Origin of the sequence: Microbispora sp. NPDC046973 (assembly GCF_040644495.1) — a bacterium.
In the GTDB taxonomy this organism is placed as follows: Bacteria; Actinomycetota; Actinomycetes; order Streptosporangiales; family Streptosporangiaceae; genus Microbispora.
This window is the reverse complement of record NZ_JBEYWQ010000022.1, coordinates 1-21,047: the sequence shown is the minus strand read 5'-3', so window position 1 is coordinate 21,047 and position 21,047 is coordinate 1. Positions and strand designations below refer to the sequence as shown.

At 71.5% G+C, this 21,047-nt stretch carries 20 protein-coding genes; 9 read left to right on the top strand and 11 right to left on the bottom strand.

The window, feature by feature from the left end; genetic code table 11:
* Positions 1-145 precede the first annotated feature (145 nt).
* The 4 genes from ABZ860_RS31500 to ABZ860_RS31485 form a co-directional block, all read right to left on the bottom strand.
* On the bottom strand, positions 146-982 hold the full coding sequence (locus ABZ860_RS31500; protein WP_357226971.1) for an NAD(P)H-binding protein: 837 nt from the start codon (positions 980-982) through the stop codon (positions 146-148).
* Positions 983-1,010: 28 nt separating this feature from the next.
* Positions 1,011-1,415 (bottom strand): hypothetical protein, encoded by a 405-nt coding sequence (locus ABZ860_RS31495; protein ID WP_357226968.1) that lies wholly within the window; start codon positions 1,413-1,415, stop codon positions 1,011-1,013.
* 285 nt (positions 1,416-1,700) lie between these two features.
* Positions 1,701-2,306: a response regulator transcription factor gene (locus ABZ860_RS31490; RefSeq protein WP_357226966.1), complete on the bottom strand. Its 606-nt coding sequence runs from the start codon at positions 2,304-2,306 to the stop codon at positions 1,701-1,703.
* Positions 2,307-2,364: 58 nt separating this feature from the next.
* Positions 2,365-4,275: a histidine kinase gene (locus ABZ860_RS31485; RefSeq protein WP_357226964.1), complete on the bottom strand. Its 1,911-nt coding sequence runs from the start codon at positions 4,273-4,275 to the stop codon at positions 2,365-2,367.
* Positions 4,276-4,462: 187 nt separating this feature from the next.
* Here ABZ860_RS31485 and ABZ860_RS31480 point away from each other — a divergent pair, with 187 nt between their 5' ends.
* Entirely contained in the window at positions 4,463-5,101 is a 639-nt protein-coding gene (locus tag ABZ860_RS31480) for a DUF1579 family protein (RefSeq protein ID WP_357226961.1), read from the top strand.
* A 15-nt stretch (positions 5,102-5,116) separates the two neighbouring features.
* Here ABZ860_RS31480 and ABZ860_RS31475 read toward each other — a convergent pair whose 3' ends face one another.
* Together ABZ860_RS31475 and ABZ860_RS31470 are read right to left on the bottom strand one after the other, a co-directional pair.
* Positions 5,117-6,181 carry a GNAT family N-acetyltransferase gene (locus tag ABZ860_RS31475; RefSeq protein WP_357226959.1) on the bottom strand — a complete coding sequence of 355 codons (1,065 nt, stop codon included), beginning with the start codon at positions 6,179-6,181 and terminating at the stop codon, positions 5,117-5,119.
* Between the two features lie 75 nt (positions 6,182-6,256).
* Entirely contained in the window at positions 6,257-6,502 is a 246-nt protein-coding gene (locus ABZ860_RS31470; protein ID WP_357226956.1) for a DUF2630 family protein, read from the bottom strand.
* Positions 6,503-6,780: 278 nt separating this feature from the next.
* Between ABZ860_RS31470 and leuA the strand changes: the two genes are divergently transcribed.
* The 4 genes from leuA to ABZ860_RS31450 all read left to right on the top strand — a co-directional run bounded on the left by leuA (position 6,781) and on the right by ABZ860_RS31450 (position 12,052).
* Positions 6,781-8,505: a 2-isopropylmalate synthase gene (gene leuA, locus ABZ860_RS31465; RefSeq protein ID WP_357226953.1), complete on the top strand. Its 1,725-nt coding sequence runs from the start codon at positions 6,781-6,783 to the stop codon at positions 8,503-8,505.
* A gap of 257 nt (positions 8,506-8,762) precedes the next feature.
* The gene (locus ABZ860_RS31460) at positions 8,763-9,728 is read left to right on the top strand and encodes a hypothetical protein (protein ID WP_357226951.1); all 966 of its coding nucleotides are present in this window, start codon (positions 8,763-8,765) and stop codon (positions 9,726-9,728) included.
* A gap of 138 nt (positions 9,729-9,866) precedes the next feature.
* Positions 9,867-11,501, top strand: coding sequence for an FUSC family protein (locus ABZ860_RS31455; RefSeq protein ID WP_357226948.1), 1,635 nt, complete (start codon positions 9,867-9,869; stop codon positions 11,499-11,501).
* Between the two features lie 11 nt (positions 11,502-11,512).
* Complete coding sequence (locus ABZ860_RS31450) at positions 11,513-12,052, top strand: MarR family transcriptional regulator (RefSeq protein WP_357226946.1); 540 nt, start codon at positions 11,513-11,515, stop codon at positions 12,050-12,052.
* Positions 12,053-12,069: 17 nt separating this feature from the next.
* On the opposite strand, the gene ABZ860_RS31445 is transcribed toward ABZ860_RS31450, so the two are convergent.
* Complete coding sequence (locus ABZ860_RS31445) at positions 12,070-12,768, bottom strand: TetR/AcrR family transcriptional regulator (RefSeq protein WP_357226943.1); 699 nt, start codon at positions 12,766-12,768, stop codon at positions 12,070-12,072.
* A 112-nt stretch (positions 12,769-12,880) separates the two neighbouring features.
* Here ABZ860_RS31445 and ABZ860_RS31440 point away from each other — a divergent pair, with 112 nt between their 5' ends.
* Genes ABZ860_RS31440 through ABZ860_RS31430 form a run of 3 tightly spaced genes read left to right on the top strand, consistent with a single transcriptional unit; the run spans position 12,881 to position 15,108 of the window.
* Positions 12,881-13,228, top strand: coding sequence for a YrdB family protein (locus ABZ860_RS31440; protein ID WP_357226941.1), 348 nt, complete (start codon positions 12,881-12,883; stop codon positions 13,226-13,228).
* 10 nt (positions 13,229-13,238) lie between these two features.
* Positions 13,239-14,168 carry an NAD-dependent epimerase/dehydratase family protein gene (locus ABZ860_RS31435; protein ID WP_357226938.1) on the top strand — a complete coding sequence of 310 codons (930 nt, stop codon included), beginning with the start codon at positions 13,239-13,241 and terminating at the stop codon, positions 14,166-14,168.
* A gap of 34 nt (positions 14,169-14,202) precedes the next feature.
* Positions 14,203-15,108, top strand: a complete 906-nt coding sequence (locus ABZ860_RS31430) for a Gfo/Idh/MocA family oxidoreductase (protein WP_357226935.1) — start codon at positions 14,203-14,205, stop codon at positions 15,106-15,108.
* A gap of 69 nt (positions 15,109-15,177) precedes the next feature.
* On the opposite strand, the gene ABZ860_RS31425 is transcribed toward ABZ860_RS31430, so the two are convergent.
* Positions 15,178-16,500: a Glu/Leu/Phe/Val dehydrogenase gene (locus tag ABZ860_RS31425; protein ID WP_357226933.1), complete on the bottom strand. Its 1,323-nt coding sequence runs from the start codon at positions 16,498-16,500 to the stop codon at positions 15,178-15,180.
* 245 nt (positions 16,501-16,745) lie between these two features.
* On the opposite strand from ABZ860_RS31425, the gene ABZ860_RS31420 reads away from it, so the two are divergent.
* Positions 16,746-18,329: an alkaline phosphatase D family protein gene (locus ABZ860_RS31420; RefSeq protein WP_357226931.1), complete on the top strand. Its 1,584-nt coding sequence runs from the start codon at positions 16,746-16,748 to the stop codon at positions 18,327-18,329.
* Here ABZ860_RS31420 and rocD read toward each other — a convergent pair.
* The 3 genes from rocD to ABZ860_RS31405 form a co-directional block, all read right to left on the bottom strand.
* On the bottom strand, positions 18,298-19,503 hold the full coding sequence (gene rocD, locus ABZ860_RS31415; RefSeq protein ID WP_357226929.1) for an ornithine--oxo-acid transaminase: 1,206 nt from the start codon (positions 19,501-19,503) through the stop codon (positions 18,298-18,300). The two genes, ABZ860_RS31420 and rocD, sit on opposite strands and share 32 nt — an antisense overlap.
* The gene (gene ddaH / locus ABZ860_RS31410; RefSeq protein WP_357226927.1) at positions 19,500-20,354 is read right to left on the bottom strand and encodes a dimethylargininase; all 855 of its coding nucleotides are present in this window, start codon (positions 20,352-20,354) and stop codon (positions 19,500-19,502) included. Before ddaH ends, rocD begins: the two co-directional genes overlap by 4 nt.
* A 107-nt stretch (positions 20,355-20,461) precedes the next feature.
* Positions 20,462-20,911 (bottom strand): Lrp/AsnC family transcriptional regulator, encoded by a 450-nt coding sequence (locus ABZ860_RS31405; RefSeq protein WP_357227230.1) that lies wholly within the window; start codon positions 20,909-20,911, stop codon positions 20,462-20,464.
* Between the last annotated feature and the right edge of the window lie 136 nt (positions 20,912-21,047).

Genomic DNA, 21,047 nt, shown 5'->3' with positions numbered 1-21,047 from the left:
ACACTCCACTTGCGCCGGTTCTCCGAATGATTTCCCCAGGAGGGACGGGAACGGCGGTCGCGCTTTGGATCACCGTGACACCGCTATTCGTACAGCGGTTCGGCCACCAGATCAATGACGATCGAAAGGGGCGGCTGAGGGCGTCCTACGTCCTGCGGAAGGCGTCGGCGTGGGCGTTCGCCCATTGCTCGAAGGTGCGGGGTGGGCGTCCGGTCACCTCGCGCACGGTGGGGTGGACTCGTGACTCGTCCAGCGTGCCGTCGGCGAAGAACCGGAAGAAGGCATCGACGTACTGCGCGGGCATCTGCGCCTCCATCTCGGCCCGGGCCTCGGCGTTCGTCAGGCCTTCGCAGCGCAGATCCCTGCCGAGCACCCCGGCGAGGACGGCGACCTGGTCGGCGGGCAGCAGCGCCTGCGGGCCGGTGACCTCGTGGATCAGGCCGTCGTGCCCGTCGTCCAGCAGCGCCCTGGCCGCGACGGCGGCGATGTCGAAGGGATCGACGGCGGCGGTGCGCACGCCGGCGAACGGCACGCGCACCACGTCGCCGGCCGCGAGCTGGGGCAGCCAGCGCAGGGCGTTGGACATGAACGACCTCGGCCTCAGGATGGTCCAGGGCAGGCCGGATGCCCGCACGGCCCGCTCGGAGAGGGTCATGTAGCGGGACACGGCGTTGGTCATGTCCTCCAGCGCCGCCGAGCCGCCCGTCAGCAGCACGATCCGCTCCACCCCGGCCCGGCGGGCGCGGGCCAGCAGGCCGGGCATGTCGTCGTAGCCCGGCAGGAGGAACACACCGCGGACACCGTCGAACGCCTCGGTCAGGCTCTCCGGCCGGTTGAGGTCGCCTTCGACGGGCTCCGTGTCAGGGGGCAGGGCGGCGTCCCCAGGGTTGCGGACCAGCGCCCGCACTCGTTCACCCGCCCCGAGCAGCGCCTCGACCAGTTCCGAGCCGACGTTCCCCGTCGCGCCGGTCACCAGGATCATTCCCATCTCCATTCGTCCGCAGAGGGGTCTACGCGGCCCGGATGAGTCCGGCCGCCAGGGCGATGAGCGCGGCCGCGAGGAGCAGGGCGCCGGTCCGCGTGAGCGCCGTGCCGTACGAGCCCCGGCCCTCCTCGCCGGCACCGAGGTGGAGGAAGAACCCGCCCGACTGGGCCAGCACCCCGGCGAGCAGGGCGGCGCCGCACAGCCATTCCAGGCCGTCCGGGAAGCCGGCGCGGGGCAGGTACAGCAGATAGACGAGTGAGAGCACCAGGAGCACACCCGCGTGCGCGTGGCCGGCGCGGAAGAAGCGCTCGCGGAAGGCTCCGAGCCTGTCGCGGTCGGTGGTGACGAAACGCAGCAGCGCGTGCCCGCCGAACTCGACGGTGACGATCGACAGGATCGCGACGATCGGCAGGACCTCGGTGGGCTCCATCAGCGTGCCCCGGCGCCTGCGAGGGCCTCTGCCCGCTGGGGCGTGGGATCGCCGGTCTTTCGCATGACATCTCCTGCTCACAAGACGGCACAGCCGCGGCACGCCGCGGAGGCCGTTCGGTGGATCTCGGTTCCACCGAGATGGTGGCAGGAGGCTGGAGGATGCCGTTAGTGCCCTGGTAACCCGGCGGACGTGCATTTTGCACAGGAGTCCGGGGTGCCTCAGCGGGGTGGGAGACAGGGCAGGGCCGTCGGACGCCTGCGTGGTCGTCGCGGAGCTCCCCGGTCAGATCCAGCCGGACTCGGTGGCGATCCGGATGGCGTCGACCCGGTTGCGGGCCCCCAGCTTGGCGACCGCTGAGGTGAGGTAGTTGCGAACCGTGCCGTAGGTCAGGAAGAGTCGCTCGGCGATCTCGGCGGGCTGCGCGCCCGTGGCCGACATGCGCAGCACCTCCGTCTCGCGCTGACTGAGCGGGCTTTCCGGCGCCTCCAGCGCGACCAGCGCCAGCGACGGGTCCACCGCTCGTCCTCCCGCCGCGACGGTCCTGATCGCCGCGGCGAGCTCGGCCGGCCGGATGTCCTTCGGAACGAAGCCCGCGACCTGGACGCCCAGCGCCCTGCGCAGGACGCCCGGTTTGGTCAGCGCCGTCAGGATCAGGACGGCGCATTCGGGCAGCGCCCTTCGCAGCTCGGCCGCCGCGGCCACGCCGTCCAGCCCCGGCAGGTCGATGTCGATCACGGCAATGTCGGGCCGGTGCTCCAGCGCCGCGGGCACGATCTCCAGGCCGGAGGCGACCCCCGCCACCACCTCGATGTCGTCGTGCAGCGACAGCAGCTCGACCAGCGCTTCGCGGAGGATGTGCATGTCCTCCGCGATGAGGACGCGAATCACGCCCATCATTCTCCCCGCCCTCGAACGAACGGCCTCGACCGGCATCCGATCGAGACGATCACGCCGGCGGTCTCAGGTGCGGGAGAGCCGGCGTGCCCGCGACCGGGTGGAAGCCCTCCGTACCGCCACCGGGTTCGGCCGGTGCCGGGAACTCGGCGAGCACCTCGAAGCTGTCCTCGGCGCGGTGTCCCGCCGTCACCCGCCCGCTGGTCCGCGCCGCGATGCTGTCGAGCCCGGTGCCGCGCCGTTCCGGCCGCTCCGATCCCTCCCGTACGGCGGCGCCGTCGTTGACCAGCCGCAGCCGTACGCCGCCCGCCGTGCCCGACACGGCGATCTCGCAGGTGCGGGCCTGACTGTGGCGCAGGACGTTGGTGACGCCTTCACGGAGCACCGTGGCCAGGGCGGTGTCGACCGCCGAGGGAAGCGGGCCCGTCTCGACCCGCACCACCGCCTCGATCCCCGCGTCCGCCAGCACCTCTCGGGCGGCGTCGATCTCGACGCCCAACCGCAGCTCGACCCGGTCGCCGGTGATGGAGCCGAGCTCCACCAGGGCCCGGTCGACCAGTGACCCGAGCGAGGCGATCTGGGTTCTGGCCCGGGCGGGGTCGGCGCCGAGCAGGTGTTCGGCCACCTCGCCCTTGAGGGCGACCGCCGACAGGCTGTAGCCCAGGATGTCGTGCAGGTCACCGGCGATCCGCGCTCGTTCGCGGCGCACCGCCGCCTCGGCGAGCTCGTGCCGGGTCCGCTCCAGCACGGTGAGCAGTCCGCTCAGCCGCCCGAGGCAGTACACCAGCCACATGATCATAATGTGGCCGCCGAAGTTGGCCAGTGCGGCGGGGAGGTCGTCGATGAACAGGTAGTTGCGGTCGATGCGGTGCAGGAACCAGGCGAGGTGCCCGCCCAGGACGACCCCGACGATCGCCCAGGAGCGCGGCGGCCGCACGTTGAGCAGCAGTTTGCCGGTGAAGACGCTCAGCAGGCGGTCCCAGGCGTCGGGGACGACAGGCAGCGGCAGCAGGATCAGCAGGCTCTGCGCGACCAGCACCGCCCGCGACTGCGGGAGCATCTGGAGGATCACGATGACGACGAGCAGGACCGCGGCGAGTGCGAAGGCCGGCCAGTCGCCGGGGCGGACATAGGCCAGGATCTTCAGGACGAGCAGGCATTGGATGACCAGGACCGCGAGCAGCACACGTCGCGCCAGCCGCGGCGACTCGATCCGCGGTGAGATCTTCCCGGGGGCGTCGGCGCGGTAGGCGCCGGCCGTGCCGCGCACCTCCGCCAGGGTGCGCCGCGCGAGTTCGATCCCTTCCCGGAGGGAGCGGCGCGCCTCCTCCGGCTCCTGCCGGGCCGCGGTCCGCATCCGGAACGCGATCGCGTGGAGTTTCCCGCCGAGCAGGCGCCGCAGCTCTCCGTCCAGCCGCAGCCGTTCCCTCGACAGGGCCGTCCGGGCCAGTTCCTCGCGGGTCTGGTGAAGTCTCGTGACGGCCATGACGAGCCTGGACAGGCCGAAGACGATGAGACCGTCGTCCGCCGTGACGATCATGTAGCCGACGCCTGCCTGGAACTCCTGCCCGGGATAGGCGTCGAAGCCGGGGAGGAGGACCAACGCGCCGGCCGCGGCCACGCTGAGGACGAACAGCGGCCAGGCGATCCGTGTGGGGAGAGCGCACAGCGCGGCGGCGGCCACGGTCCACGGCATCCAGTCCCAGGACTGGCCGGCGAACGGGAACGGCAGGAAGTAGAGCAGCACCACGGCGGCGAAGAGCCGGTATCGGACGGCTGGGCTCCAGCACCACAGCGACAGCGCGATGAGCGGCGGGTAGGACGCCATCGGGAGCAGCACGCCGAGCGGACCGGCGCCGTTGTCGAGGGCGCTGAACGCGCGGATGTAGACGAGGATGCCGAACGAGGCCCACAACATGGCCCTGGCCAGCCGGAGCGGAAGGTCGTCCGCGGTTCGCCCCACTCGCCGGGACCCTCCCGTGAACCGTGCGAAATGCACATCTAGCCGATGACGGGGACACTATCAGCCCCGCTTTCCCCGGTGTCATGATCCGGTACGCCCCGCGGCCGGCTCGCTGTGCACGAGCCCGGACCATCAGCGCGGCCACATCACCTCGTCCGCCGGCCCCTCCCCGCTCATGGAGACACCCATGCTGAAGAGACTGTCCCTGTCCGTCGTCACGGCCGCGGCCGTACTGGCTCTGACCGGCGCGCCGGCCGCCGCGACGGCGCCGGTCGTCGCGCCGGTCGCCCGGACCCAGAGCGCACCCGCCGATCCGCTCGCGCCCGGGCCGTTCCATCGCCGGCTCGACCCGCTGGTCGGCACGTGGAAGGCCACGAAGTACAACTACCTTCTCGGCGGCGACGGCAAGCCGGTCGTCTCCCGCGACATCACGGTCAAGACGCGGTGGATCGCCAAGACGGGCGGCCGGTTCCTGGAGGAGGAGGCCGAAGGCGTGCTCGGCGGCCACCCGTACTACCGGCTGGGAATCCTCGGCTTCTCCACCATCGACCGGCGCTACGAGTGGACCACCTTCGACAGCGTCACCCCCACCGCGATGACCTACCGCGGCCCCGCCCTCGACGAGGGCGGCAACGTGCTGTCGCTGCCCGGGACGTTCACCGACCCCGGGGTGCTCGGTCCGGAGTACGTCGGGAAGACCATACCGATGCGCACCGTGATCACCATCAGGTCGAACGACCGGCACACCTTCGACCTGTACTTCACCCCGCCGGGTAAGTCCGAACGGCTGGTCGACCGCGTCGTCTACACCCGGAAGATCAAATAAGCCCGCCGGCCCCGGTCAGATGTCGAGCTGCCACTGGTGCCAGGTGTCGAAGACCTCGAAGCCCATCGCCTCGTTGATCGCCAGCATGTGCGGGTTCGCGACGGAGTTCCATGTGATCACACGCTCGACGGACGGCTCGCACGCACGGAACCAGGTGATGTTGGCGAGCTTGAGCACCAGGCCGAGCCGCCGGCCGCGGTGCGGCGCGAGGACGGTCGTCGAGGCCTGGCGGCCCCATCCCTCCGGCCGGTCGGCGTCCACGACGAGCTGGGTGAACCCCGCCGGCTCTCCGCTGGCCGTGTGCCGGGCGATCATCGTGTACGTCCGCTGGCCCGCCCGCGCGAGCATCTCCTCGCGGGCGCGCACGCGGCCGGCGGTCCACCGCTGGTCCTCCATCGCGAGCTCGCCCAGCGGCTCGTCGTTCATGCCCTCCGCCAGGCGGGCCATGTCGGCGAGCAGGTCGTCGGGTGTCGGCCCGGCCCACCGTTCGAGCGAGTAGCCCGTGGCGTGCCGTACGGCCCGGGCCCGGAGGAGTTCGAGACCGGACCAGTCGGCCGTACGCAGGTCGAGCACCAGCCGGGTCTCCGTGGAGGCCGGGGAGAATCCGCGGGCCTTCGCGAACGGCGTGCCGGGACCGTCGGCCGCGGCCTCGGCGATCAGGACGCGCCTGCCCTCGGCGCGGGCCCGGCCGATCGCGTGGTCGAGCAGCGCGACGCCGATCCCCTCGCGCCTGCGGCCCGGATGCGTCATCAGCCGGAGCAGCGCGAGATGGGTGTTGTCGTCCTGAGGAAAGTGGAGGATGTAGCCGCCGACGACCTGGTCACCGCCGGCCGGGCCGATGATCTGGACGCTGTCACTTCGGCCGCCGTCGCGCGCCACCCACGCCTCGGCCCGCTCGCCGCCCGACCCGCTCCGGACGCTCTCCGCGAAGTGCCGCCACGACATCGCCGGACCCGGATGGTCGCATGCTCGCGCGATGTCGTACAGACCCGCCAGGGGGGAGTGGCCCGCCGGGCCGTCCGGGTCGTCTTCCCCTTGCTCGGCGTCGTTCTCGATGGGGGCGACGCGCTTCATCTGCATGCCGACAAGAATTCCGCACCCCTTGTCAGGGGCGCGACTGATTTTCACATCGTGGAACGGCGGCGGTATGGGTCCCTATTGCATGTAGTTCTCGACCTCGTTGACCGGGCGGGGGGAGGCGAAGTCGGGGTCCTCGCCCACGTTGCGCCGGGCGCGGCGCTGGCGCAGCAGGTCCCAGCAGCGGTCGAGCTGCTCTTCCAGCGAGGCGATCCTGTTGTGCTCCTCGTCCGAGGTCAGCTCGCCCGCGACGAGCCGTTCGCGCAGGGAGTGCTCCTCGTCGACCAGCTCGCTGATCCGCTGCAGGATCTCGTCGTCCTTCATATGGCCTCCTTCGTTCACGAGTCACCCTAACCTGGAGCTCCGTCTCGGAATGTGATCGGGTGTCTCGTCCGATTGAGGGCGTCTGCTAGTCTGCATGGCATGCTGCGCGGACTCCTTCTTATCCGCCGCGGCGAGGGCCTGTAAGAGGCCGGCTCCCTCGCCGCGGTGCGAGAGTCATGCGCGTCGGCCGCCCTGGTTTCATCCAACGGCGCCCCTCCCTAACGAATCGACGGCAACGTCGTGCCCGGGGCTCGCCGTGCGCCCGACGAGGAGCAAACATGAATGAGCAGCAGCCCAGCCCCATGCCGTTCCACCGCTACACGCCGTTCGAGCCCGTACGGCTGACCGACCGCACCTGGCCCGACAAGGTCATCACCAAGGCGCCCCGCTGGTGCGCGGTGGACCTGCGTGACGGCAACCAGGCGCTGATCGACCCGATGGACGCCGACCGCAAGCTGAAGATGTTCGACCTGCTGGTCCGGATGGGCTACAAGGAGATCGAGGTCGGCTTCCCGGCGGCGTCGCAGACCGACTACGACTTCGTCCGTCAGATCATCGAAGAGGGGCGCATCCCCTCCGACGTGGTCATCCAGGTGCTGACGCAGGCCCGGCCCGAGCTGATCGAGCGGACCTTCGAGGCGCTGCGCGGCGCCCGCCAGGCGATCGTCCACCTGTACAACTCCACCTCCACCCTCCAGCGCCGGGTCGTCTTCGGCCAGGACAGGGACGGCATCACCGCGATCGCCGTCGAGGGCGCCAAGCTGTGCAAGAAGCTGGCGGCCGAGATGGAGGGCACGGAGATCTACTTCCAGTACTCGCCCGAGTCCTTCACCGGCACCGAGCTGGAGTACGCCGTCGAGGTCTGCAACGCCGTCAACGACGTGTGGCAGCCCACCCCCGACCGCAAGGTGATCGTCAACCTGCCGGCGACGGTCGAGATGGCCACCCCCAACGTGTACGCCGACCAGATCGAGTGGATGCACCGCAACCTGGCGTACCGGGACTCGATCGTGCTGTCCCTGCACCCCCACAACGACCGCGGCACCGCCGTCGCCGCCGCCGAGCTGGGCTACATGGCCGGCGCCGACCGCATCGAGGGCTGCCTGTTCGGCAACGGCGAGCGGACCGGAAACGTCTGCCTGGTCACGCTGGGCATGAACCTGTTCTCCCAGGGCGTCGACCCGGAGATCGACTTTTCGGACATGGACGAGATCCGGCGCGTGGTCGAGCACTGCAACCAGCTGCCCGTGCACCCCCGCCACCCGTGGGGCGGCGAGCTGGTCTACACGGCCTTCTCCGGCTCCCACCAGGACGCCATCAAGAAGGGCTTCGAGCACCTGGAGCACGACGCGGCCGCCGCCGGGGTGCCGGTCGACCAGTTCACGTGGGCCGTGCCGTACCTGCCGATCGACCCCAAGGACATCGGCCGCTCGTACGAGGCGGTCATCCGGGTCAACAGCCAGTCGGGCAAGGGCGGCGTCGCCTACATCATGAAGGCCGACCACCAGCTCGACCTGCCGCGCCGCCTGCAGATCGAGTTCTCCCGCGTCATCCAGGCCCGTACGGACGCCGAGGGCGGCGAGGTCACGGCCGCCGAGATGTGGGAGCGGTTCGCCGACGAGTACCTGCCGAACCCGGCGAGCCCCTGGGGCCGCCTGGGCCTGCTGGCCCACCGGCACACCTCCACGGTGGACGACAAGGACGCGATCAGCGCCGACGTGCGGGTCGACGGCCAGATCCGGGAGATCGAGGGCGTCGGCAACGGCCCCATCTCGGCCTTCTGCGACGCGCTGGAGAACATCGGGGTGCCGGTGCGGGTCCTCGACTACACCGAGCACGCGATGAGCGCGGGCGCCGACGCCAAGGCCGCGTCGTACGTGGAGTGCGAGGTCGGCGGGCCGAACGGCACGCAGGTGCTGTGGGGCGTCGGCATCGACGCGAACACGACGAGCGCCTCGCTCAAGGCCATCATCTCCGCCGTCAACCGCGCGACCCGCGCCTGACGTCCCTCCGAACCTCGCAGTGATGCGGCAGGACCTGCGGTCTCACTGCCTGTGACCGTGCACAAAAAGCGCAAGCGAGTGCCCTGACGGCCCATAAGGCTGTCGTGAAACACGCGAAAGGCGGCAACCGGGAGATCCCCGACTGCCGCCTTTCGCATGTCCATCAATGGACGGCGGCGTCACCATTCACGGCCACAGGCACAATGGATCATGTAAAGATGTCTGACCACTCGGTTATCGGTTAGGACATTCTGCGCATGAGGCGATTAACTGCGGTATTCGCTGCCACGGCCGTGGCCTGCACTCTGCCGGCTCCCACTCCCGCGGAAGCCGCCACCGGCGATCCGGTGGCCGCGGTGCGGCGGCTGCTGTCCGCCCGGCTCACCGCCAAGGTGGCGGAGATGGGAGACGTCCAGCTGGGTTCGCGCTCACGGCTGATCAACCACACGGCCAACACCTTCCAGTACGACTTCGACCGCGCGGGGTCGATCCAGCTCGGGCGGACGGGGGTGCTCGCGTCCGACCTCAGCAGGCGCCTGCGGTTCAAGCGGGACGACTCCGCGGCCCTCGTGAAGAAGGACGCCGCCGAGGGCGATGCGGTGGCCAGGAGTCTCCTCATCCAGACGCGACCGCACCGTTCCGTGAGCGTGAACGGCAGGCTCTACACCACCGGATCCCTGTATGCGCCCGCATTGCCCAAGGGGAAGACCTGGGCCCTGCGTGGCGGGATCCCGAACGGCGGCGCCTTCACCGATCAGGTCGTCAACGTCTTCGAGCCGCAGACGCTGAAAACGCTGCTGTCCGACACCTATTTCAAAAAGCGCTCCGGCTTCAAGGACAGCAACGGCCGGATACACGAGAACACGATGCTCTACAAGGGGAAGATCACCTTCGCCGATCTGTACGCCGTCTCGCCCACCTTCCGGGCGCTTCTCGGGCAGAAGCCCGACGCCACCCTCGCTCCCGCCCTCGTGTGGTGGTGGCTGTGGACCGACAAGGACGGCACGCCCATGATGGTTGACTCCATTTGGGACACCTGGGTCAAGGGCGGGGCCGACCGGCCCCACGCCAGGGGAGCGGCGAGAACCGAATACCTCGCCTGGCGGCCTCGCGTCACGATCAAGCCGCCCTCGTCGTCGCTCGTCGCCAAGGTCGAGGGCCCGGCCGGCGGTCTGCCCGAAATCGACGACGTGGGCGAGGCCCTCAGGGACCGGCGGGGGTAGTCCCGGAGGAGACGCCCAGCCGGGTGGGCCGTACGGCGGGGCGTCCCGACGGCTCGGCGCCGGTCGAGGCGTTTCGCGGGCTGATATGTTTTACGAGTAAACCACCTGCGAAACAAATAGGAGATCATGAGGCCGGGCATGCGAGGTCGGCGGCTGCCGTTGCGGGGAGTGTTCCGGATCGGCGGGCTGGGGGACGTCTGGCACAAGCACGCGGTCAGCGCGGTCATCGCCCTCGCTGTGCCGGACGCGGTCCTTCTCCTGCTGCACCGCCTGGATCTGGCCGTCTACACCTCAGCCGGAGCCATGTGCGCCCTCTACGCACACGGCCTGCCCTACCGGGTCCGGGCCCGGACCCTGCTCGGCGTGGCGACGGGCATGGTCGCCAGCGTGGGCGTCGCGCTCACCGCGGCCGGGCTCACCCGGTCGGCCCCCGTCCTGGTCCTGGTGGCGGCGCTGCTGTCCGCCGCGCACAAGGTGGCGTGCGACGCCGCCCGGATCGGGCCGCCGGGGAACCTGATCTTCACCTTCATGAGCGCGACCTGCGCGTTCCTGCCGCAGCGGCTCGGGGAGATCCCCATCCACCTCGCGCTCGTCGCGTCCGCCGCGGCGCTCGCCTGGCTGGTGTGCATGGCGCCCGCGCTCGTACGGCCCGAAGGCCCGCAGCGCACAGCGGTGGCCCGCGCCCTGGAGGCCGCCGTGCGGCTCTCCCACGCGGAGGGTCCGGCGGCCGCCCTCGCCCGGCACGACGCCGCGGCGGCGGTCAACGCGGCCTGGCACACGTTGCTCCCGTCGCCCGAGGGGCCGGGCAGGCGCGCGCTCGAACGCCTCCTGGCCCGGGTGGAGGCGTCCCTCCCCTCGGTGTCCCGCGACGAGGCGGGTCACTTCGCGGGCTGGGCTGACGACGTGCGGCGCAACCGCCCGGTGCCCGAGGTGAGTCTCGGTGAGACGGGGACCGCCGGGCTCACGGGGATCGCGCTGGAACGGGCCGCGCCGGGCGGGCCCGGCCTGTTGCGCATGTTCCATCCCGCCTCCCCTCTGTTCCCGATCGGCGTCCGCGTCGCCGTCGGGTCCGCCCTCGCCGGGCTGGTCTCGCTGGCGGCGGGTGTCGGCCACCCGTACTGGGCGGTGGTCACGGCGGCGTCCGTCTTCCAGGCCAACGCCACGCTGTCGTGGCAACGGGCTTTGCAGCGCGCCCTCGGCAGCGTGGTCGGCCTGCTCGTCTTCACGGCGCTGCTGCCGATCGGCCGTACGGGCGCGCTCGCCCTCATCCTGCTCACGCTGGCCCTCCAGTTCTGCACCGAGGCGCTGATGACCCGCAACTACTGGCTGGGCACGGTGTGCGTGACGCCGATGGCCCTCCTGCTCACCGAGCTGCCCGGTTATCAGCCCGGGTGGCGGCTGATCAGCGACCGCTGGCTGGACACGGCCGTGGGTGTCGCGGCGGGACTGCTCGGCTGCCTGCTCGTGACCAACCGCCGCAGCGCCGGGCGGATCGACGCCGCGCTGCGGCGCGTGGCCGACGCCCAGGCGGCTGCGCGGCGGCTGCTGGCGGCCGGCGCCGGTGAGCCGGGGGAGACCGCGCGGGTCCGCGGCATGCTCGTCGACGCCCTGGTGGAGCTGCGCCGGGCCGCCGACGTGGCGGCCGGCGAGTGGTGGCAGCGCGCGCTGCCGGAGGAGCAGGTCGCCCGGGCCGAGCACGAGGGGCACCGCCTGCTGGCGAGGCTGGCCGCGTCGGCTCGGGATAGAGTCGGCTGCGAACGGACCCAGGGCTGAGGAATCGGGGCGTGGAGGACATCGCCGAGGAGGCGCCCGAGAGCGTCGCAGAGGACGTCGTCGCGCAGGTGATACGCCAGTGGCGGCGTGTCCATCCCGAGCTGGACACCGCGCCGATCGCCGTGATCGGCCGCCTCACCCGGTGCGTCCTGCTGCTCCAGCAGGCCGGCGACGCGCCCCTCCGGGAGTACGGCCTCACCAGGCCCGAGTTCGACATCCTCGCCGCCCTGCGGCGGCTCGACGGGGAGCTCACTCCGGGCCGGATCGCCCGGGAGACCTTCGCCTCGGGGGCGGCCGTCACCAAGCGGCTGCGGATCCTGGAGGAGCGCGGCCTGGTGAGCCGCCGCCTCGACGACCGCGACCGGCGGGTCTCCCATCTCGCGCTCACCGAGGAGGGCCGCGCGCTCGCCGACCGGCTCCTGCCGCGGCAGCTGCGGTATGAGAGCGATCTCCTGGCGGCGATGGGCGCCGACCGGCGGCGGGAGCTGGGGGACCTGCTCGGCGAGCTGCTCCTCCTGCTCGAAGGACGCCTCGGCGCGCGCCCGCTCTGACCCGTGAGCCGTGCCGCCTACTCGGGCAGGCCGAGAAGGTGGCCCAGGCAGGTCATGTTGTGCTCGAACAGCTCGGCGCGGTGGGTGATCGTGTTGTTGAACTGGCCGAAGATCTCGAAGCTGACCATCCCGAACAGGCCCGTCCAGGCGGCGATCGCCCGCGTGACCACGTCGTCCGGCACGTCCGGCATCAGCGACCGTACGATCTTCGCGTCCTCGGCCAGGATCGCGGGCGGCGGCGGGCAGATCGGGGGTGGGGTGAGCCTGCCCGCGCGGTGGGCGTCGGCGACGATCCGCCCGTACACGGCCGTGTCCCGCACCGCCGGCGCGATGGTGTCCTGCGGAGCGGCGTAGCCCGGCACGGGTGAGCCGTACAGCAGGGCGTACTCGTGCGGATGGGCCAGGGCCCACTCGCGTACGGCCCGGCAGACGGCGAGCCACCGCCCGGTGAAGTCGTCGCGCGCGCAGGCGGCGTCGGCGCGCTCGACGGCCTCTCCGAGGGCGTTGTATCCGTCGATGATCAACGCCGTCAGCAGGTCGTCGCGGCTGGGGAAGTAGCGATAGATCGCCGAGGAGACCATCCCCATCTCGCGGGCCACCGCCCGCAGGGACAGGCCCGTGGCCCCCTCCGTCGCCAGATGCCGCCGGGCGATGTCCGTGATCTCCCTGATCAGCTCCGCTCTCACCCGCTCGCGCGCGGTCCTGCTCGCATTCATGAGGCCAGGCTAACAGAGCACGCGAGCGATTAGAGAGCGGTGCTCTTGACGGAGAGCGTGCCGATGGGAGAGCATTGCTCTCGAAACGGAGCAATAAACGCAAGGGGTGCAGATGCTCGCCGTGGCCAAGGGATCGATCGGGGCAGTGATGTTCTTCCTGGAGCTGGGAGTGCTGATCTCACTGGCCTACTGGGGCTTCACGCGGGAGGTCAACATCCTGGTGAAGATCCTTCTGGGGCTCGGCGGCCCGGCCGTGTTCGCCACGCTCTGGGGGCTGTTCATGGCGGGCGGCAAGGCGCCGCACCAGCTGCACGGGATCGCCCGGGCCGCCTTCGAGGTCGTGTGGTTCGGTGCGGGGGCGGCCGCGCTCGCGGCCTCCGGGCTCGTCACCGCCGGTGTGGTGTTCGCGGTCGTGTACGTCGTGGACGGCGTGCTGCGGCTGCTGACGGATCAGGTCTGAAGGAGAACCGATGGGCAGGCATGTGATCGTCGGAGCGGGACAGGTCGGCGGAGGTCTCGCCGAGACGCTGGCGGAGCGCGGGCACGAGGTGACCCTCGTCACCCGCTCGGGCTCCGGCCCGGAGCGTCAGGGGATCTCGCCGGTCGCCGCGGACGCGGCCGACGCCGCCGTGATGCGGCGGCTCACCGAGGGGGCCGACGCGCTCTACAACTGCGCCAACCCGCGCTACCACCGGTGGGCCCTGGACTGGCCGCCGATCGCGGCCTCGCTGCTGGCCGCCGCGGAGTCGTCCGGGGCCGTCCTGGTCACCCTGGGCAACCTGTACGGGTATGGGCCGGTGGACGGGCCGATGACCGAGGATCTGCCGCTCGCCGCGACGGGCACGAAGGGCATGGTCCGGGCGCGGATGTGGGAGGAGATGCGGGCGGCCCACGAGGCCGGCCGGGTCCGGGTCACCGAGGTGCGCGGCTCGGACTACTACGGGCCGCGATCGTCCGACCAGTCCTACCTGGGACCGCGGCTCCTGGAGCCGCTGCTCGCGGGCAGGCCCGCCACCGTCGTGAGCGACCCCGACATCCCGCACAGCTGGACGTACCTGCCCGACGTCGTGCGGGCGCTTGCGGCGGCCGCGGAGGAGGAGCGCGCCTGGGGCCGGCCCTGGCACGTCCCGACCGCGCCGCCGGTGACGATGCGGCGGTACGCCGAGATGGTGTGCGAGACCGCGGGCGCCCCGGCGCCGCGTCTGCGGCGGCTGCCGGCGTGGACGCTGAAGGCAGGGGGCCTCGTGTCGCCGTTCCTGCGCGAGCTGGGGGAGACCCGTTATCAGTTCGACCGGCCGTACGTGCTCGACTCCTCCGCCTCCCAGGCGGTCCTCGGGTTTGTGCCGACGCCGATCGAGGACGGGGTGAAGGAGACGGTGGCGTGGTGGCGGGGGCGGTGAAAGGCGCCGGAAGGACGGCGATAGTCTCCCCGGCATGAGAGTCGGGATCATCGGCCTGGGAGACATCGCGGAGAAGGCGTACCTGCCGGTGCTGGCCGCGACGCCGGGCGTCGAGCCGCTGCTGTGCACCCGCGACCGGGCGGTTCTCGACCGGCTCGGCGACGCCTACAGGATCGGCGCGCGCTTCACCTCCGTGGACGGCCTCGCCGAGGCCGGGATCGACGCCGCCTTCGTGCACGCGGCCACCAGCGCGCACGTCCCCATCGTGACCACGCTGCTTGAGGCGGGCGTGCACGTCTATGTGGACAAGCCGCTCGCCTACGACGCCGCCGCCTCCGCCGGGCTCGTACGGCTGGCCCGCGAGCGCAACAGGTCGCTGATGGTCGGGTTCAACCGCAGGCACGCCCCCGCGTACGCGGCCCTGCGCGGCCTGCCGCGCGACGTGGTCGTGATGCAGAAGAACCGGCGTGACCTGCCCGGCGACCCGCGGACCGTGGTCTTCGACGACTTCATCCACGTGGCCGACACGCTGCGCTTCCTCGCCCCCGGGCCGGTCACCGACACCGCGATCAGGACCAGGGTGCGCGACGGCCTGCTCGAACACGTGGTGCTGACGCTCGGCGGCGACCACTTCACCGCCGTCGGCGTGATGAGCCGCACCAGCGGCGCGGCCGAGGAGACCTGCGAGGTCATGGGCGGCGGCGGGAAGCGGCGGGTCGTCAACCTCGGCGACCTGGTGGACCTCGGCGAGGGCGAGATCCTCACGAGGCGCGGCGACTGGGTCCCGGCGACCCGGCAGCGCGGCATCGAGCAGATCTGCCTGGAGTTCCTCGCCGCGGTCAGGGAGGGGCGGATCCTCGCGGCCAACGACGCCCTGGCGACCCACGAGCTGTGCGAGCGGATCGTGCTCGCCGCCACGGAGACGGCGGCGACGGCCTGACCGCCTCCCGGAAGCCGCATATTCCCGGGAGGCGGTCGTCGTCGCCGTCTCAGATGGGCGTCAGAGGCGTCAGGGGTAGAGGCCCCGCATCCGGTGGGCCTCGGCCACCCGCCCCACGCCGATCGCGTGGGCGGCCTGGCGGAGCGTGAGGTCACGCTCCGCGGCCAGGTCCGCGACCGCCCGGTAGGCGTTCTCCATCAGGTCGCGGAGCTTCACCTCGACCTCTCCGGCGCTCCAGGAGTACGCCTGGGTGTTCTGCACCCATTCGAGATAGGACACGATCACCCCGCCGGCGTTGGCCAGGATGTCGGGGACCACCGTGACCCCGTTGCCGGCCAGGATCAGGTCGGCCTCGGGCGTGGTGGGGCCGTTGGCGCCCTCCACGACCAGGCGGGCCCGTACGCGCGGCGCGTTGTCCGCCGTGATCACGCCTTCGAGCGCGGCCGGCACCAGCACGTCCACGTCGAGCTCGAGCAGCTCGTCGCGGGAGAGCGGGTCGGCGTCGCGGTAGCCGTGGACCGACCCGGTCTCGGCGGCGTGGGCGCGCAGCGCGGCGACGTCGAGACCCGAGGGCCGGACGACCGCGCCGCCCGCGTCGGAGACGGCCACCACACGGCAGCCGGCGTCGGCCAGATACTGGGCGGCGAGCGCGCCCACCTTGCCGAAGCCCTGCACCGCCACCGTCACGCCCTCGGGGGATCGCGCCCCACCCGCCTGGGCCAGCGCCTGCAGCGCGGCGATCTGCACCCCGCGCGAGGTCGCGCCCGCGCGGCCCAGCGAGCCGCCGAGCGCCGTGGGCTTGCCGGTCACCACGCCCGGGACCGAGTAGCCCGCGTTCGCGCTGTAGGTGTCCATGATCCAGGCCATGGTCTGCTCGTCGGTGCCCACGTCGGGCGCGGGGATGTCCTTCTCCGGGCCGATGAGCGGCAGGATCTCGTTGACGTAGCGGCGGGTGACGCGTTCGAGCTCGCGGGTGGTCAGCGTGGCCGGGTCCACCGCGACGCCGCCCTTCGCCCCGCCGTACGGGATGCCGACGAGGGCGCACTTCCACGTCATCCACATGGCGAGGGCGGTGACCTCGGCGAGATCGGTGGCGGGGTGGAAGCGGATGCCCCCCTTGGCCGGCCCGCGCGACAGGTTGTGCTGCACGCGGTGGCCCTGCACCACCTCCAGGCGGCCGTCCTCGCGCCGTACGGGCACGGAGACCGTCAGCGAGCGGCGGGGGGTGGCGAGCATGTGGTGCAGGCCGTCGTCGAGGCCGAGGAACCGGGACGCCTCGGCGAGCTGGAAGCGGGCGGCGGCGAGGGCGCGCTCACCGGGTGAGGGGGTGCGGAGGCCGGGGATCGGAGACCGAACCCCCGACGCCGTTGTCGGGAAGTCCGTGATGGTCATTTCTGCTGTTCTCCTGTCGGAAGCGTGGTCGTCCCCCGGACCCCGCGTGCCGTCGTCGTTGACGGCCGCGAAAGGCGGACCGGAGGAGCGACATCTGGATCAAACCGTGCGCCGGGTGATCGCGATATAGGCCAATACGGCGATCGCCGCGCGGGATTTCGCCGTTCCGGCGCACGGACGGTGAACGGCGCTGGACAGACAGGCATAAGTCGCGCTTTGCCGTCCTTTTGCAGTAGACAGGTCTCGTGCCGGAACTTGTGCTGGGCCCGCTGCTGCGCCACGTGGACACGGCCGCCGCGACCGTCTGGGTGGAGACCTCCGAGCCCTGCACGGTCCGCGTGCGGGCCGGCGACGCCTGCTCCGAGCAGCGCACCTTCACCGTGCACGGCCACCACTACGCCCTGCTCGACGTCGGTATCGAGGGCCCGGTGGCCTACGAGGTGGAGCTCGACGACCGGCGGGTGTGGCCGGAAGAGGGCCTGCCGCCCAGCGTGATCCGCCCGCTGACCCGCCTCGACCGGCTGATCTTCGGCTCCTGCCGCACCAGCGTCCCGCACGAGGAGCCGTACGTGCGCACACACGGCCCGGACGTCCTGCGGGCGTACGGGCTGCGCCTGATGGAGTCGCCGGACGAGCGGCCCGACCTGATCCTGCTGCTCGGCGACCAGGTGTACGCCGACGAGCTCACGCCGGACATGAAGGAGTTCATCGCCGGGCGCAGGGACGAAGGCCCCGAGGAGGTCGTCGACTTCGAGGAGTACGCCGAGCTGTACCGGCAGGCGTGGTCCGACCCCCCGGTCCGCTGGCTGATGGCCACGGTCCCCACCTTGATGATCTTCGACGACCACGACGTCAGGGACGACTGGAACACCTCGAACGTATGGCGCGAGCAGATGGCCGAGGTGCCGTGGTGGGAGCGGCGTATCGTGTCCGCGCTCGGCTCGTACTACATCTACCAGCACCTGGGCAACCTGCCCCCGGCCGAGCGGGAGGCCGATCCCGTGCTCGCCGCGCTGCGGGCGGGCGGCGGCGACGAGGCGCTCGACGCCTTCGCCCGGCGGGCCGACAAGGAGCCCGACTCGGTGCGCTGGAGCTACCACAGGGACCTGGGCGGCAGCCGGCTGATCGTGCTGGACAGCCGCAGCGCCCGGGTGCTGGAGCCGGGACGCCGGCGGATGCTCGACCCCGGGGAGTGGGACTGGTTCGACAAGCACGCCACCGGCGATTTCGACCACCTGCTCGTCGGGTCCTCGCTGCCGATCCTGCTGCCCGCCGGTATCCACCACGTCGAGAGCTGGAACGAGGCGGTCTGCGACGGCATCTGGGGCCGCAGGGCGGCGCGGTGGGGCGAGCGGGTGCGGCAGTTTCTCGACCTGGAGCACTGGGGGGCCTTCCGCCGGTCGTTCGAGGAGCTCGCGCACGTGGTGCTGGAGGTCGCCTCGGGCGGCCGGGGCAGGCCGCCCGCCACCGTCCTGCTGCTGTCGGGCGACGTCCACTACTCCTACATGGCGTCCGTACGGCGCCGGGGCGGCGGGCGCGTCCACCAGATCGTCTGCTCGCCGATCCGCAACCCGCTGAGCCGCACCCTGCGCTTCGCCAACATCGTGGCGTCGTTCGGGCTGGCGGGCGTGCTCGGCGGGGTGCTGGCCAGGGCCGGGGGCCTGCCCCGGCCGCCGTTGCGGTGGCGCATCAGCAAGGGACCCTGGTTCCCCAACATGATGACCGCCATCGACCTGGCGCCCGGGGAGGCCACGGTGACGTGGTTCACCGACACCGGCGATCAGGACGCGGTGCGGATCAGGCCCGAGCCTCCCGCAGCACCGCGCTGAGCTGGTCCGCGGCCCAGGCCAGGTCGTCCTGCGAGACGACGAGGGGCGGCGCGAGGCGGATCGTCGAGCCGTGCGTGTCCTTGACGAGCACGCCGCGGCGCATGAGCGCCTCGCTGATCTGCCGCCCGGTGCCGAGCGAGGGGTCGATGTCGATGCCCGCCCACAGCCCGCGCCCGCGCACCGCCACCACGCCGGGGCCGAGGTCCGCCAGGCGCGCGTGCAGGAACGCGCCGAGCTCGCGGGCCCTGGCCTGGTATTCGCCGGTCCGCAGCAGCCCGATCACCGCGTCGCCGACCGCGCACGCCAGCGGGTTGCCGCCGAAGGTGGAGCCGTGCTGGCCGGGCCCGATCACCCCCATGACGTCGGCGTTCGCGACGACCGCGGAGACCGGGACCACGCCGCCGCCGAGGGCCTTGCCCAGCACGTAGAGGTCGGGGACGACGCGCTCGTGATCGCAGGCGAACGTGTCGCCGGTGCGGCCGAGGCCCGACTGGATCTCGTCGGCCACGAAGAGCACGTTGTTGTCGGTGCAGATCTCCCTGACCGCGGCCAGGTAGCCGTCCGGCGGGACCAGTACGCCGGCCTCGCCCTGGATGGGCTCGAGCAGCACGGCCACGGTGTTCTCGTCGATCGCCTCCCTGACCGCCTCGGCGGAGCCGTACTTGACGATCCGGAAGCCGGGGGAGAAGGGGCCGAAGCCGTCGCGCGACTCGGGGTCGGTGGAGAAGCCGACGATGGTGGTGGTGCGGCCGTGGAAGTTGTCCTCCATCACGACGATGTTGGCCTGGTCGGGGGCGACGCCCTTGACCTCGTAGCCCCACTTGCGGGCGACCTTGACGGCGGTCTCTACGGCCTCCGCGCCGGTGTTCATCGGCAGGACCATGTCCTTGCCGCACAGCTCGGAAAGACCGGTCACGAACGCGGCGAACCGGTCGTGGTAGAACGCGCGGCTGGTCAGCGTCAGCCGGTCGAGCTGCTCGCGGGCCGCCGCGAGGATCGCCGGGTTGCCGTGGCCGAAGTTCAGCGAGGAGTAGCCGGCCAGGCAGTCGAGATACCGCTTGCCCTCCACGTCGGTGACCCAGGCGCCCTCGGCCGAGCTGATCACGACGGGCAGCGGGTGGTAGTTATGCGCGCTGTGGCTCTCGCTGAGCCGGATCAGTTCCTCGCTGTTCATCGAATCTCCCTGTTCGGCCGGATCTCGAGGGTGCAGCACTTGGGACCGCCGCCGGCCTTGCGCAACTCGGTGAGGTCCACCGGGACGACCTCGAAGCCACGGCGCTTGAGCTCCAGGACCAGCCCGGTCGCCTCGGCGTTGACGACGACGTTGCGGCCGTCGCTCACCGCGTTGAGGCCCAGCACCTCCGCGTCCGCGGACGTGGCGATCACGGCGTCGGGGAACAGCCGCCGCAGCACCTTCCTGCTGCCCTCGCTGAACGCTTCCGGATAGTACGCCACGTTGTGGCCGTCCAGCGGAAACAGGGCGGTGTCGAGGTGGTAGTACCTCGGGTCGACCAGGCGCAGCGTGACGACCGGGCGGCCGAGGAACTCCTGGGCCTCCATGTGCGCCGCCACGTCGGTGCGGAAGCCCGTCCCGGCCAGGATCATCTCGTCGAGCGTCAGGTAGTCGCCCTCGCCCTCGTTGGTGAAGGACGCCTCCAGTGTCTCGTATCCCCGTTCGACGAACCACCGCAGGTAGGCGGGGCCCTCGGCGGCGCGCTCCGGGTGGGCGAACCTCGCTCCGTAGACCCGCCCGTCCACGACGAGCGCGCCGTTCGCCGCGAACACCATGTCCGGCAGGCCCTCGATCGGGTCGATCAGGCTCACGGTGTGGCCCAGGCTCTCGTACGCCTGCCGGAGGCTCTCCCACTGCCGCAACGCCCTGGCCGTGTCGGCGCCGTTCTCGGGGTGCATCCACGGGTTGATGGAATACGAGACCGTGAAGAACTCGGGCCGGCACATCAGGAAATGCCGGGCCGTACCCGTACGACCACTGTCCGTGGTCTCGGTGGCTGGCGCGAGTGTCATCGTCGACTCCAAGCGGGAAACCGGGTGAACGGGACTTCAGCGTAGGAATCGGAAGGCGACAATCCAATGCGCCCGCGTTGCGATCACGTGTGGATCGGTTGCGTCCTTCACCCGTTGTGCAGCGATCCGTTAATCAGCCGCGACAGCACGATCGCGCTCTTGGTGCGCACGACGAACGGCTCGGCCGCCAGGCGTTCGATCACCCGCTCGACGTGCCGCACGTCGGTCGCGCGGATGTGCAGCAGCGCGTCGGCCTCGCCGGTGACCGTGCAGGCGGAGACGACCTCCGGATGCCGGGACACGGCCATGCCGATCTCCGCAGGTGAGGTCTTGCCCCGGCAGTACAGCTCGACGTACGCCTCGGTGGTCCAGCCGAGGGCCGACGGCTCCACCCTGGCGCTGAAGCCGGTGATCGCGCCGCTGGCGACGAGCCGGTCGACCCGCCTCTTCACGGCCGGAGCCGACAGCCCCACTTGAGCGCCTATCTCGGCGTACGTCGCCCGGGCGTCCTCCACGAGGGCCCGGATTATGGCGCGATCCAGCTCGTCCAACCTCACGTGGACCTGTATACAGCCGCCGGGCCCGGCATGCTCCCGGGCGTGCCACCGCGCCGCGCCGGGCACGCCCCGGGTGGCGGCAGGCAGCAGAGGGCGCGGGCCCCCTCGCCGGGCCCGCGCCCTCTCCACGGCCGCG

Bases quoted from the DNA above. Each gene is read 5' to 3' on its own strand.
- ABZ860_RS31460 (WP_357226951.1), top strand. From the start codon at position 8,763: ATGAGGCGATTAACTGCGGTATTCGCTGCCACGGCCGTGGCCTGCACT.
- leuA (WP_357226953.1), top strand. From the start codon at position 6,781: ATGAATGAGCAGCAGCCCAGCCCCATGCCGTTCCACCGCTACACGCCG.
- ABZ860_RS31495 (WP_357226968.1), bottom strand. From the start codon at position 1,415: ATGGAGCCCACCGAGGTCCTGCCGATCGTCGCGATCCTGTCGATCGTC.
- ddaH (WP_357226927.1), bottom strand. From the start codon at position 20,354: ATGACACTCGCGCCAGCCACCGAGACCACGGACAGTGGTCGTACGGGT.
- ABZ860_RS31470 (WP_357226956.1), bottom strand. From the start codon at position 6,502: ATGAAGGACGACGAGATCCTGCAGCGGATCAGCGAGCTGGTCGACGAG.
- ABZ860_RS31455 (WP_357226948.1), top strand. From the start codon at position 9,867: ATGCGAGGTCGGCGGCTGCCGTTGCGGGGAGTGTTCCGGATCGGCGGG.
- ABZ860_RS31435 (WP_357226938.1), top strand. From the start codon at position 13,239: ATGGGCAGGCATGTGATCGTCGGAGCGGGACAGGTCGGCGGAGGTCTC.
- ABZ860_RS31480 (WP_357226961.1), top strand. From the start codon at position 4,463: ATGCTGAAGAGACTGTCCCTGTCCGTCGTCACGGCCGCGGCCGTACTG.
- ABZ860_RS31475 (WP_357226959.1), bottom strand. From the start codon at position 6,181: ATGCAGATGAAGCGCGTCGCCCCCATCGAGAACGACGCCGAGCAAGGG.
- ABZ860_RS31500 (WP_357226971.1), bottom strand. From the start codon at position 982: ATGATCCTGGTGACCGGCGCGACGGGGAACGTCGGCTCGGAACTGGTC.
- ABZ860_RS31445 (WP_357226943.1), bottom strand. From the start codon at position 12,768: ATGAATGCGAGCAGGACCGCGCGCGAGCGGGTGAGAGCGGAGCTGATC.
- ABZ860_RS31425 (WP_357226933.1), bottom strand. From the start codon at position 16,500: ATGACCATCACGGACTTCCCGACAACGGCGTCGGGGGTTCGGTCTCCG.
- ABZ860_RS31440 (WP_357226941.1), top strand. From the start codon at position 12,881: ATGCTCGCCGTGGCCAAGGGATCGATCGGGGCAGTGATGTTCTTCCTG.
- ABZ860_RS31430 (WP_357226935.1), top strand. From the start codon at position 14,203: ATGAGAGTCGGGATCATCGGCCTGGGAGACATCGCGGAGAAGGCGTAC.
- rocD (WP_357226929.1), bottom strand. From the start codon at position 19,503: ATGAACAGCGAGGAACTGATCCGGCTCAGCGAGAGCCACAGCGCGCAT.